This is a genomic window from Vibrio orientalis CIP 102891 = ATCC 33934 (genome assembly GCF_000176235.1).
Lineage (GTDB): Bacteria > Pseudomonadota > Gammaproteobacteria > Enterobacterales > Vibrionaceae > Vibrio > Vibrio orientalis.
The window spans coordinates 236,011-248,440 of the sequence record NZ_ACZV01000004.1 but is presented as its reverse complement, the minus strand read 5'-3'; the positions used below and the strand labels follow the sequence as shown (position 1 = coordinate 248,440).

General features: G+C 41.9%; 11 protein-coding genes. 6 read left to right on the top strand and 5 right to left on the bottom strand.

The features are described from left to right. Positions 1-252 precede the first annotated feature (252 nt). Both VIA_RS04670 and VIA_RS04665 read left to right on the top strand, forming a co-directional pair. The gene (locus VIA_RS04670) at positions 253-546 is read left to right on the top strand and encodes a DUF406 family protein (protein WP_004411411.1); all 294 of its coding nucleotides are present in this window, start codon (positions 253-255) and stop codon (positions 544-546) included. 124 nt (positions 547-670) lie between these two features. After that, positions 671-1,270: a hypothetical protein gene (locus VIA_RS04665; protein WP_004411410.1), complete on the top strand. Its 600-nt coding sequence runs from the start codon at positions 671-673 to the stop codon at positions 1,268-1,270. Between the two features lie 68 nt (positions 1,271-1,338). On the opposite strand, the gene VIA_RS04660 is transcribed toward VIA_RS04665, so the two are convergent. Then, positions 1,339-2,442: a 1-acyl-sn-glycerol-3-phosphate acyltransferase gene (locus VIA_RS04660; RefSeq protein WP_004411409.1), complete on the bottom strand. Its 1,104-nt coding sequence runs from the start codon at positions 2,440-2,442 to the stop codon at positions 1,339-1,341. 188 nt (positions 2,443-2,630) lie between these two features. Between VIA_RS04660 and VIA_RS04655 the strand changes: the two genes are divergently transcribed. The 3 genes from VIA_RS04655 (at position 2,631) to VIA_RS04645 (ending at position 5,961) form a co-directional block, all read left to right on the top strand. Then, a complete protein-coding gene (locus tag VIA_RS04655) occupies positions 2,631-3,233 on the top strand; it encodes a hypothetical protein (protein WP_004411408.1) in 603 nt (200 codons plus the stop codon). A 92-nt stretch (positions 3,234-3,325) separates the two neighbouring features. Next, positions 3,326-5,194, top strand: coding sequence for a methyl-accepting chemotaxis protein (locus VIA_RS04650; protein ID WP_004411407.1), 1,869 nt, complete (start codon positions 3,326-3,328; stop codon positions 5,192-5,194). A 113-nt stretch (positions 5,195-5,307) separates the two neighbouring features. After that, a complete protein-coding gene (locus VIA_RS04645) occupies positions 5,308-5,961 on the top strand; it encodes a DsbA family oxidoreductase (protein ID WP_004411406.1) in 654 nt (217 codons plus the stop codon). 48 nt (positions 5,962-6,009) lie between these two features. Here VIA_RS04645 and VIA_RS04640 read toward each other — a convergent pair whose 3' ends face one another. Next, positions 6,010-6,909 carry a DUF808 domain-containing protein gene (locus VIA_RS04640; protein ID WP_004411405.1) on the bottom strand — a complete coding sequence of 300 codons (900 nt, stop codon included), beginning with the start codon at positions 6,907-6,909 and terminating at the stop codon, positions 6,010-6,012. 183 nt (positions 6,910-7,092) lie between these two features. On the opposite strand from VIA_RS04640, the gene VIA_RS04635 reads away from it, so the two are divergent. Continuing rightward, positions 7,093-8,013 carry a M14 family metallopeptidase gene (locus tag VIA_RS04635; RefSeq protein ID WP_004417181.1) on the top strand — a complete coding sequence of 307 codons (921 nt, stop codon included), beginning with the start codon at positions 7,093-7,095 and terminating at the stop codon, positions 8,011-8,013. Between the two features lie 165 nt (positions 8,014-8,178). Here the strand turns inward: VIA_RS04635 and VIA_RS04630 are convergent, their stop codons facing one another. From VIA_RS04630 to VIA_RS04615, 3 genes are all read right to left on the bottom strand, one after another. Continuing rightward, entirely contained in the window at positions 8,179-10,164 is a 1,986-nt protein-coding gene (locus tag VIA_RS04630) for a HAMP domain-containing methyl-accepting chemotaxis protein (protein WP_004411402.1), read from the bottom strand. Between the two features lie 36 nt (positions 10,165-10,200). Beyond that, positions 10,201-11,340, bottom strand: coding sequence for a sensor domain-containing diguanylate cyclase (locus VIA_RS04625; RefSeq protein WP_004411401.1), 1,140 nt, complete (start codon positions 11,338-11,340; stop codon positions 10,201-10,203). A gap of 297 nt (positions 11,341-11,637) precedes the next feature. Next, complete coding sequence (locus tag VIA_RS04615) at positions 11,638-12,408, bottom strand: EAL domain-containing protein (RefSeq protein WP_004411400.1); 771 nt, start codon at positions 12,406-12,408, stop codon at positions 11,638-11,640. Positions 12,409-12,430: the final 22 nt, after the last annotated feature.

Genomic DNA, 12,430 nt, shown 5'->3' with positions numbered 1-12,430 from the left:
CCGATAATCTTACAAAATGTCCCCCCTTACAACTAACTGAATGGCATTCTGGATGTATTATGACATGAATTTTCGTAATTTATTGATCTTCGTCACATGAAAATAAGAGCTATTCGCAAATCACTGTTGATTTATTAACCAAACCACAACATAGCATACTGATTCCAACATAAAACTACGAGATCTCGTTTTTATGGATAAGCTTCAAAAATCTCGCTAAAATGACCTCATTATTTGTAAGAGGATATTGAGATGACCACCGAACAAGAACAAGTATGCGAAGCATGTGGTTGCGCAGGTGAAATAGGCTTTATCATCAAAGAAGGTGATGATGTGGCTGAAGTGACAATTTTTGCTGCTGGCAAAGCACTCATCGAAGCAGAACTAGCGAAGTACATCGCACTGGCTGAAGAAGTATGTCAAGGCGTTAAGTACGAAGTGACTGCTATTGAAGAAGACACAACAGAAATAACAGCACGCTTCCAGTTTGAAGTCAGCGCTGAAAAGTTAATTTTTGAACTAAAAACGCGCGCTCTAGCTCGTTAATTCAATTCTAAACGCTTTCCAAAACGGGCACTTGAGCCCGTTTTTTTGTTCCTATCGCATAGAAAATTTGATCTTATCTTGCTTAGAACTCATATTGAGTACGAACTCTCAAAGTGATTGAACTATGCTACGCACCTTTTGTTTACCCTTTTTACTTAGCTTCAGTATTGCCGCAACAGCAGTACCGCTCGATCAATTTCGAATCCTCAATCACCTCGATAATTACGGTAATCTAGATCTACGTAATAAGCCTTACACTGAACTTCCTGATGGGCTCGTCATTAAGGGCAACTTGAACATCGCAAAAACGACGATTAAACGCCTTCCTGAAGGCCTAGACATTCAAGGTAGCCTTGATGCATCAAATAGCCCGCTAGAAAAGATATCGAAGGGAGTAAAAATTAGAGGGTTTGCTAATTTACTTGGGTCAAACATTAAAAAATGGCCAAGAGGAATCAAAGTGGGTGGTTACCTCAACTTTACTGATACGCCACTACAATCGTTGCCACCACGATTAAGAGTAAAAGGTGATCTTAGTGTCATTCGAACCCCGCTTGAAAGCCTACCCGAAGGGATCATGATTGACGGCGACCTTTATATCAGTGGATCGAAAATAACTGAGTTCCCAGACACCATGACAGTAAAAGGCAATATATTTCTTGGTGGTAACCGCATTACAAAATGGCCAACAAATCTCAACTTAGGTGGTGCTGTTGCTCCCTAAATAAAATTGTCAGCTAATAAAAAGCCTCACTGGATCAGTGAGGCTTCTTCAGAGAGTTAGTGGCTAATCTAGGCTGGCTGATTTTTTACAGGGTTAGCATAGCTTGCGACCAAGTATGGTTGTGCACCTTCTGGGAGCAAATTGAGCTTATCAGCAAACTTAGCTTTAACTTGCTCATCAACTTGTTCATTGCCCGCCGCCAATTGGTTAATTGGAAACAGCTTGTAGTTCTCATGCACCTGGCGATCGATCTCTTCAGCCAATGCTTCAGGGGTTTCGAAATCTTGAGCGATCACGTCACCAAACCCGACATGAACACGACCTTTATCGCCGACAATGCCTTGAATGATGCTATCGATATCTTCAAACTCGCCCTTTTCGTAACTACCTACCGACTCTTTAGCATGCAGCTCAAGTGCTTTAGCGATATCACATGGGTCATTTTCATAAGAAATTGATACTGGCACGATTCTTAAAGATTTAACGTAGTCCGCAAATGCCACTTTCTGTTTACGACCTTCAACATGGAACATTTTAAGAATGGCTGGTTCGGTAAAATCATTGCCATCTTTAGCACGACCTTCTTTCTGGGCAATCCAAATTGAGTGGCCAGTATCGAGTGAGTGCTTAATATAACCTGATAAGGTGCCCAGCGCCTTCATCATTTCACGTGGGCCTTTTGCTGAGCGCTTTACGATAAAGCTCTTATTCAGCTTCATTAATTCCGTCGCACATGGCTTTTTCAGTAAGTTGTCGCCAATAGCAATGCGAACCGTTTTATGTCCATTTTGAAACAGACCATAGTTGACTAACGCAGGATCCATCGCAATATCACGGTGGTTAGAAACAAACAAATAAGCTTGTTCAGGGTCTAGCTTATCAAGTCCACTGAAAGTCACACCATTTGTGGTCGACTTCAGAGTTTGGTCTAAGTACTTCTTCACCTCAGACTGAATCGCTTCAACTGAGTTCAGCTTTGACCACTTCATTTTCAAGTAGACTTTCACAACAGGTGACATTAGGGCTTTAAACCAACCTGCGTGATTTGAAAAACGGTGATGTAGGATTGCGCTAATGAACTCTTCATCATTAACTAAGCGGTCAATGGCCGCTGGAATCTCTTCGTCATTATATGGACGAATTTCAATAAATGGGTCTGTGTTTGTCGTCATTATTTTAGTCAGTAAATAGAAAGCGCGACTATTCTACGCATAGAAACGTCTCTTGGCAGCTATAGTTCTCGCAGATTTCACAAGGTCAGACCAGAGTATTTATCGCTTTTTGACGCATTGATGACTCAAAGTTGGCTTTTTCATCAAGAAACGTTAACCTTAGCGCCCCAAAACTGAAGAGCTACACCATGCACTACGCGATTTCATACCAAGCCGAACACAATGATTTTCTTATTTGTACCTCACGCAGAAAATCACTAAAACACAAGCTGATTTGCGTCAGACAAGGTTTGGTATTAGTGAAGCTTGGTAAACATGAGTTCGCAGTAGAACCCAATCAGTACTTTTGGCTACCTTTCGATACACTAGTCTCTATTACATACACTCCGAATACGCTCGTTGACACCATTGAACTATCATCCCGCGTATCATTACGACTACCAAAGCAAGCTGGATTCATTAAGTCGAACGAACTCATGACCGCTCTACTCAACCGTTTACGTGATGTACCCGCTACCCGCGACAAGCAAATCGACTTGCTTACCGTACTACAGCAAGAACTCGTTGATCTTTGTCCTGCACTGAAAGAAGGCAAACTCAGTCAGCAAATTGCACAGTGGAAATACGACGGTGAATCCTCTCTATCAAGTGAATTGCAACTGGTACTCCGAGTTCGAGAAGCCAATAAGCAAATGCAATCAGGCAAAAAACGGCCTGTCGTTGTAGAAGCACTCTTTGATGGGAACGATTCTCTATTTACTGGATTAGAAAAAGCGATTTTAGGCCGCTAATTCGTAGAAAAGTTGTATATTTTCTGGCCGAACCTTCATTTCATAACTATAGATCTATAAATAACCACTGAATCTATAGGAAGGACTCTGAGATGAAATTCAGCCATAAGATTGTGGCCGCGTCTTCAGTACTGCTCTTGGCGACGGTCACTCTTTTGACCCTTCAGCAATACTTTACCGTCCAACGTGAAATCAAGACCCAAGTTACTTCAAGTGTCACTGAAATCGTAGACGGAGTTCGAGATACAACTGCTGCAGAAATCAATAGTCGTAAGGCTATCGCCTCATACGCTACTAGTATGCTTGAGGTGAATCTCTCCCCTGAAGCGATGACAGCGGTTCTAACTCGTCCCGTCGTAAAAGAGACTTTTCTATTGGCTGGACTTGGGTTCGAAAAAGATGGGTCCAACATCAACAATGATCCTTCATGGAACCCAGGACCAACGTGGGATCCGCGCGTTCGCCCTTGGTATATTGATGCTAAGAACTCAGGCAAGCTTGTCATTACCGCTCCCTATGCCGACTCTGCCACTGGTGAGATTTTGGTTTCGATTGCAACCCCAGTACGAGACAACGGCCAGTTCATCGGCGCAATCTTCTATGATGTGAGCTTGGCAGCCTTGGCAGAAGTGGTAAATAAGGTGCAGTTATTTGACGCCGGCTATGTGTTTATTGTCGCGGGAGATGGCACGACCATTGCGCACCCAACCACAGAGTTTAACGGTAAGCCAATGAAAGAGTTTTTGGCTGACGCTCAAATCAATGATGAACCGCAACACGCCATTATTGATGGTAAAGAGTACACCTTAGACTTTTCTAAAGTCCCCGGAGAAGACTGGTACATTGGCGTACTGTTAGATGAAACCATTGCTTACCAATCTCTTGCGGATCTCAGAAATAGCTCGATTATTTATTCAATCATCGCATTACTCATCAGTATTGTATTGCTGCTGATCCTTATTCGCACCTTGATGAAACCTCTCGATGATCTGAGTAATGCAATTCAAGACGTGGCGTCTGGTGAAGGCGATCTTACCCAACGTTTAAACACGGACACAGATCAAGAGTTTTCCATTCTGGCATCTGGCTTTAATGAATTCACTCAGTCACTGCAACAACAGATTACTCAGTCTAAAGCCATTGGTTCTGAAATCTTACGCGGCTCCGAAATGACCTCTCAGGGACTTCAACAATCTGCCTCTGCGATGCAAGAACAGCTGCATGAGCTTGAACAACTAGCCACGGCAATGCACGAGATGGCAACCACATCAGGGGATGTAGCAAACAATGCTCAAGGCGCTGCAGCATCGGCTAGAGAAGCAGACGAAGCGACAAGCCTAGGGACATCGGTTGTCAGTGAGACCACCAGTGCGATCGATAACCTGTCACAAAAAATTGATGAAGCCGTCGAAGAGGTTAAAGTATTAGAATCGGCCACAGATAACATTGAGACTATTTTAAAGGTTATCAATGACATTGCCGACCAAACCAACTTACTTGCGCTCAATGCCGCAATTGAGGCTGCACGTGCCGGAGATTCAGGCCGAGGCTTCGCTGTGGTTGCTGATGAAGTTCGAACACTCGCGCAGCGTACGCAAGAGTCGACGACCGAAATCAGAAATATGATCGAGCAGCTCCAAGCCGGCGCTAGCTCGGTTGCCAATGCGATGAATATGAGCAAAACTACCGCTGGTACTGCCGTTGAACGAGCACAAGAGGCTAATGTAGCACTCGATAGTATTCGCGATGCTATTCAACAAATTAGTGATATGAATATCCAGATTGCCTCAGCTGCGGAAGAACAAAGCCTTGTTGCCGAAGAGATCAACAGCAACACCGTGAAGATAAAAGATCTTTCAACTCAAGTATCCGATGCTGCTGATAATGCCAACATTGCTATGCAGGCCCAAACCGAAAACATTCGAGAACAGGATGCGATACTCAATAAATTCATTGTCTAGACGATGGCTGATATCCGAATCTCAGACTACGAGTGTCGAAAAAGTGATCAGCTTAGTTAAATTCTCGACGCGGCACATTTATACTTTATCTATTGCCGTACGAGGAGCAACAGATGAACAAAGTGCGTATCGATATTGTTTCTGATGTCGTATGTCCATGGTGCATTATTGGCTATAAACGCCTTGAAGCCGCACTTATGGCATTAACAGAGAGTGTAGAAGCTGAGATCCAGTGGCACCCATTTGAGCTTAATCCTGCAATGGCTTCTGACGGGCAGAACCTTCGTGAACACCTTAAAGAAAAATATGGGACGAACGATGAAGCAAGTATCGCTGCCCGCGATACCTTAACCTCTCTAGGGCAAGAGGTTGGATTTAAGTTTCACTTTCATGATGAGATGCGCATCTATAACACGCGAAAAGCGCACCAACTGTTAATGTGGGCACAAAGTGAAGGTAAGCAGTTCGACCTTGAGCTTCGCCTGTTCCAAGCCTACTTTTCTGAGGGGAAAGACATCAGTGATCCAGACATGCTTATTACCTGTGCCGAATCTGTCGGTTTAGATGCTAAAATCGTCGAGAGCGTGATTAACGATGACTCTTGGGCCGAAGCGGTTGCCTCGACAGAGCAGCAGTGGCTAGAAGCAGGAATTAACGCCGTTCCAGCTATTATCATCAACCGAAAACATCTAATTTCTGGTGCACAAACCACCGAACTTCTCATTTCGGCTATCATGCAAATTAGTCAATCAGAAAGCGAAATCTAGTCAAGTGCCCTTACTTACACAGTGAAGTAAGGGCAAATCAGTCATCAACTACGCTTTTCTGAACTTGTTAATCACTTCCCATACCGCAACTACAATCAAGCCTGCAATTAACCCTAGCAATCCGTTAAGCAGCGACGGCAATAGCGCTTTGGCAATTGAGATGCTGGGGATTTCCATGATAATTGGCTCAATCCAATGATGTAAAAGCGGAATGTTGTGCACCACAATACCACCACCGACGAGGAACATTGCAGCCGTACCGATTACTGCTAGCGCTTTCATTAGCTTAGGAGCAAATGCAACCAGAGCGCGGCCTAACGCCAGTTTAATACCCTTGCCTTGAGATTTACGTTCTAAGTAAAAACCAAGATCATCGAGTTTCACAATGCCTGCGACTAAACCATAAACACCGATTGTCATTAGAATCGCAATCAAGCTAACAACAAGGATTTGAGTGGTCATTACTTGTCCTTGTACAGTGCCAAGCGCAATAACAATAATTTCTGCTGAAAGAATAAAGTCGGTGCGAATTGCTCCTGCAATCTTATTCTTTTCGTACTCTTCGATAGATACGGTTGGCTCAGTTGGCGTCTCTACCGCATGGTCAGGTTTATGGAAGAATTTCTCTAAGACTTTTTCTGCACCTTCAAAACACAAAAACAATCCACCAATAAGAAGCAATGGCATAATCAACCACGGTGCAATTGAGCTAATAAGCAATGCAGCTGGTACCAATATTAGTTTATTGCGAAACGACCCCTTTGCCACACTCCAAACCACCGGTATCTCTCTTTCAGCGGTCACACCAGACACTTGCTGCGCGTTCAAAGCCAGATCATCTCCAAGAACACCGGCTGTTTTTTTCGCAGCGACTTTCGACATTAGCGCGACATCATCCAACACCGTCGCAATATCATCTAACAAGGTTAATAAGCTTGCGCCTGCCATTTTCGTTTCTCATTCAAGGTTTGTATTAATGTTTCTAAATGTAACACCACAACAAACAGGCGGAAACATACTTGATGTCAATGCACGGTTAATCTTTTTCACTGTGGTCGATAACATTTGCCTGTCGTTGCAGGTCACTCTATGCTGTTTGACGTTTTTCACCATAACAACAAAGGCAAGGTAATGCGCAGTACTTACACTTATCCTATCGGTACCCCAGGTCAAAAATGGGGTCAAGCAGAACGAGCTGCTTGGCGTGAGCAGACGACTATCAAACGTGAATATCAACAAGAAGTCGTACCTAAGATTAAAGCTCTCAGCGACAGATTCGCTGTTGAGCAGTATGGCGCACTCTCTTACGACGAAGCGCGTTACCCTTTATTCTGTATTAAATCCAACAACTGGAATGCCGATAAGCCAATCGTTTTGGTCACTGGTGGTGTGCATGGCTACGAAACCAGTGGTGTTCATGGCGCGCTAAAGTTCGCAGCTAATGAAATGGAACGTTACGCAGAGCATTTCAACATTGTCATCGCACCTTGTGTCAGCCCTTGGGGGTACGAAACGATCAACCGCTGGAACCCGTTAGCGCTAGATCCAAATCGCTCTTTCTACCAAGACTCACCTGCCGAAGAGTCAGCCAATCTCATCAAACTGGTCGCGTCGTTAGGCCAAGAGGTTCTTGTTCATATTGACCTCCACGAAACAACCGACACCGATGAAACAGAATTCCGCCCAGCACTTGCTGCGCGTGATGGTATTGAATACATCGAAGGCATGATCCCTGACGGCTTCTACACGGTTGGCGATACAGAAAATCCGCAGCCAGAATTCCAAGCAGCAGTGATCGAATCAGTCAGCAAAGTGACCCACATTGCCCCTGCGGATGACAAAGGTGAAATCATCGGTTCAGCTGTCGTGCAACACGGTGTGATCAACTACCCAATGGTAAAACTGGGTCTATGTGGCGGCGTAACAACCTGTCAATATGGCACAACAACAGAAGTCTACCCAGATAGCCCAAAAGTGACCGACGAAGAGTGTAACGACGCTCAGGTGGCTGCTATTGTTGGTGGTCTTGATTACGTGCTGAAACGCATCTGATTACCTTAGCCCCTATAAAACGCAATGACTACTATTCCTCCAACATCGGCGGGACTGCTCTGACAGCTTCCGCCATAACTAAACAACCTTGTTTAATCACAGCGACACATATTATGGCTCTGGCCGATTTATGAACCCACATATAATCGGCAAACGCCTAGTCTATTAGTTCAATGGATTAACATCAGGCGCTAGCGTATGGCTCTGCTTGGAACGGCTAAAACTGAAAGCTGAACTTAAATATCTTAGTTCTTCTCCAATCGCGGACAACTCAACAGTAGTGGATGCAATTTGTTGTGAACCTTCTGCGTTCGCTACGGAAACATCGAGAATACTGGCTACTTTCTCGTTAATATTAATCACCTCATTTTCATGCGACTGAGTCATATCGGTAATACTTTCACTCATTGCAGTAATTTTACCCACCTCATTAACGATCTGAGATAACACCTGACTAACTTCGTTAGTTTGAGATCCAACGTTTTCTACCTGTTGTCGGCACAAGATGATTTCATTGGCAGCTTTCTTCGAGCCAGATTTAAGAGTATCAATCGAGTTCTCGATTTCTACTGCTGAACTTTGGGTTTTCAGTGCCAAAGCTCTCACCTCTTCAGCAACAACGGCAAAACCTCTTCCATGCTCACCTGCTCGCGCTGCTTCAATTGCTGCATTAAGTGCCAGCAGATTAACTTGTTCTGAGATACTCTTAATGATGTGCAATATCGACACGATATTATCGCTATCTTCTTCAACCGAAATGACCACTTGCTCCAACTGAACTATGCTACCAGACAAAACCTTCATACTGTCAGTTGCATTGTGGATTAGACTGTTTCCTTCCTGAGCAATCTGATTAGTCCTAAAAGCTGATTCGGATGCTAGCTTTGCCTCATGGGTCATTCGCTCAGACAATGACTCTACATCAGCCATCGATTGAGACATATCTTGAATGTAGTCTTTTTGCTTAACCAAACTAGTACTTGTTTGGTTAGTCAAAACTGACAGTTCTTCAGAAGAATTGGCGATACGGGTGATATTATCCGTGAGAGCACCAACCATAGCCTTGAGTCGCTGCGACATGGTGACTGTAGAATTAAATACCAGCCCTATTTCATCTTTTCGATTCGAATCCAAATCTACATCTAGTTTGCCACTCGCTATCTTACCGCTAGATTCAACAACTTGGTGCAATGGTGGAACAATTACGCGTTCAAACAGAATCCAACTGACCATTGCCAGAATGATCACCGCCAAGGTTAGAACGATATTAAACGTCATATTCCACTGAGAATTTTGTTGATATTGTTGGTCACTTAGCACCTTACTTTGTTCTATTAAATGCACTATCGAGCCTAGGTCTTGTGACATTTCCGAAATCATATTCACTTTAAGCGAGTGTTCCTCGACATACTTTCTCAATTCTTGATCATAACGCTCTATATAACCCGATAAACGTTTCGTTTCTGCTTGAGTATCTTCAATGCTTCGTACAGCGTTCTCCAGACGGGTGATTTTTTGTTCAAGCAAAGTAAGAGTCTTATCCGATTCAGCAATAAAATAGTTTTTTTGTGCAACCTGTACTTCATAGAAATCACGTAGAAGTTCTTCATTATCGGCGACTTGCTTAAGCATTGTATCAATAGATTCGATTGACTCTTCTGTATGGTCTCCTTGTAAAAATTGCTTTGACCTTTCGATAACATTACCAAACTCGTGCTCAATCTTTAATGATATATCATCGAGTTTGTCTGCTATCATACCTGTACTGAACGCCACAGCCTGATATGTGTTGAACTTTGCCTTATATTGTTCCAGCTCTTGGCTAACAAGCCCAAATATGTTTTTCACTTCGTCATTATTAACCGCTGAGTCCAAGCGTTCAATCTCTAGGAAGACCCGGTCAATTTTATCAAACACGTCATCAATATTACGATTTTCCAGCGTTAAACTAAATTGATTTTCTGCGTTTTTAATATCCTTAGTCAACGCAATTACATCATTAACCGACTCAAGATTGACAATATCCTTGTTGACCTCAGACAGGCTCGATATTGCTGATACAGCTTGAATGAGTATAAATATTATTGGAATTGAAAATGCCAATGCGAGCTTTGTACGCATCTTTATATTATAAAACCAATGCTTTATCATAATAACCTCTTTTATGCGCTAATTTAATTGCGTAGCCTAGCCGTTCAGTGATTTTGAACGTACACAATTTCTTCCATCTCTCTTTGCTTGATATAAAGCAGCGTCAGCGGTTGAGACCACTGTGTTTCTATCACTTAACCCAAAAAAACTGACGACACCAATACTACATGTAACACTGCTAATCGCTGGTGAAACGCTGTCTGGTACGCAAGTCGAGCTTATCTTTTCTCTTATATTTTCAGCCACTTTAACTGATGTATATTTGTCGACACGGCTAAGAATGATGATGAATTCATCACCACCGTATCGACCGACAAAATCCATATCCTTTCTTACAGAACGTTCAATATTTATCGCCACCCACTTGATGAGTTCATCTCCGATTAGGTGGCCTTGCGTATCATTAATAAGCTTAAATTTGTCAATATCGAGTAGTAATACAGCTTTCGATTCACTCTGATTCAGTACTCTATATAAATACTCATCTACGCCTAGGCGATTCGCAATTCCTGATATTGAGTCGGTATAAGCTTTATATTGCAATTCAATGTTGTCTAGCTTTAGTTTTTCTTTAGCTAACTTAATGTCGGTAATATCAGTTCTTACCGAGATATAGTTTTCCAGATTACCTTGACTATCAAAGAAAGGGACTACTGTAGAGCTTACCCAATAGTATGAGCCGTTTTTTTTTCGATTCTTTATTTCACCGCACCACACCTGTCCTTTCTTCAAACACGAGTAGAATTCATACCAAAAGTTATTCTCATGACACCCTGAATTAACTAGGCGATGGTCATTTCCAAGCAACTCTTCTTTTGCGTAACCACTAATATGTGAAAATTTTTCATTGACGTCTACGAGCACTCCACTTTCATCAGTAATAGACACTATTGAGTGATAATCAATAGCTTTTTTCAACTGTGATAAGCGATAATTTCCGTCGTCTATTTCTTTTACAAACCCTTTAACTGCGAATAAGTAAAATAATGGAGTAGATAAAATAGCTAAAGTTGCAGCATCAATTACTGGTAGCCAAATTGAATTCTGAACAAATGGGAACCAGCGAAATACTATCATCAGTATAGCTTCAAGCATGAAAATTATAATAAAACCAACAACGAGAAATTTATATATTATTTTTATACGATTCACTTTATTGTATGAATAATATAACACCTAGTCACCTCATATAATTTATCATTCAACTAATTTCAAATCATCATGCCAAGTAAAGTCTTCTATATTCTTACGAACAAACCCTCCAGAAGATTTTGTAAATGTAATTTTTGTCAATCTCGTTTTATTGGAAATAAACCATATATCCGAAGGGTAAAAATCACACTTGCTAAATAAGCAATGTACATGACCTCCAGAGACAATCTTGCTATAATCAGAGTCAACAAAGTCCCATAAACTCTCGAGAGAGTTTGCCACATATGACGCTGTCATTTAAAAATTCCTTTTAGTTACCATTTAGATACTTTTACTAATTATCGTTGAACAATCTATTTCCTTTAAAATCCATCGTTCAAATTCAAGTGTACACATTGGCTTAGCGACGTAATAACCCTGAATAAGATCAAAACCATATTCAGATAGACAAATGAGTTGTTCTCGTGTTTCCACACCTTCTGCTAACGTTTTAAACCCTAATGATCGACATATATCAACCACTCCCTTGAGAACAATTGATGTAGCCTTGCAAAATGGGGTATGCTTTATTAATTCCCGGTCTATCTTAACAAGATTAAAATCAAATTTGGTAAGATAATCTAGGGAACTATATCCAGTTCCAAAATCATCCAGTGAAATTTTAAATCCTAGCTCTTTGCATTTTATAATGTTTTCACACACTTTTTTCCGACCGCTAAGTTCTGATGATTCTAGAATTTCTATTTCGAGAAGTTCTATTATTTTGGCGTCATACTGTTTTCCCAGTGACTCAAGTCGTTCTTCAAAATCATCACGGACAAAAAACTCCCCACTGACATTAACGCTTATAGAAATGTCTATACCGCAGTAATTCCAAATAACTAGTTGATCTAGTGCGCGATGAATAACGAAGTCATCTAAGTTTCTTATCAACCCGTACTTTTCGAACAGAGGCAAGAATGACATGGGCAACTTCACTTCGCCATTGCTGTTCGTCCATCTTATTAACGCTTCCGCTCCAACGATTTTTTCCTTGGATACTGACATTTTGGGCTGGTAATAAAGAGCTAATTGCTCATAAACAAGCTGCATCTTGACACTCTCCTTGTACGTT

Bases quoted from the DNA above. Each gene is read 5' to 3' on its own strand.
- VIA_RS04670 (WP_004411411.1), top strand. From the start codon at position 253: ATGACCACCGAACAAGAACAAGTATGCGAAGCATGTGGTTGCGCAGGT.
- VIA_RS04665 (WP_004411410.1), top strand. From the start codon at position 671: ATGCTACGCACCTTTTGTTTACCCTTTTTACTTAGCTTCAGTATTGCC.
- VIA_RS04660 (WP_004411409.1), bottom strand. From the start codon at position 2,442: ATGACGACAAACACAGACCCATTTATTGAAATTCGTCCATATAATGAC.
- VIA_RS04655 (WP_004411408.1), top strand. From the start codon at position 2,631: ATGCACTACGCGATTTCATACCAAGCCGAACACAATGATTTTCTTATT.
- VIA_RS04650 (WP_004411407.1), top strand. From the start codon at position 3,326: ATGAAATTCAGCCATAAGATTGTGGCCGCGTCTTCAGTACTGCTCTTG.
- VIA_RS04645 (WP_004411406.1), top strand. From the start codon at position 5,308: ATGAACAAAGTGCGTATCGATATTGTTTCTGATGTCGTATGTCCATGG.
- VIA_RS04640 (WP_004411405.1), bottom strand. From the start codon at position 6,909: ATGGCAGGCGCAAGCTTATTAACCTTGTTAGATGATATTGCGACGGTG.
- VIA_RS04635 (WP_004417181.1), top strand. From the start codon at position 7,093: ATGCGCAGTACTTACACTTATCCTATCGGTACCCCAGGTCAAAAATGG.
- VIA_RS04630 (WP_004411402.1), bottom strand. From the start codon at position 10,164: ATGATAAAGCATTGGTTTTATAATATAAAGATGCGTACAAAGCTCGCA.
- VIA_RS04615 (WP_004411400.1), bottom strand. From the start codon at position 12,408: ATGCAGCTTGTTTATGAGCAATTAGCTCTTTATTACCAGCCCAAAATG.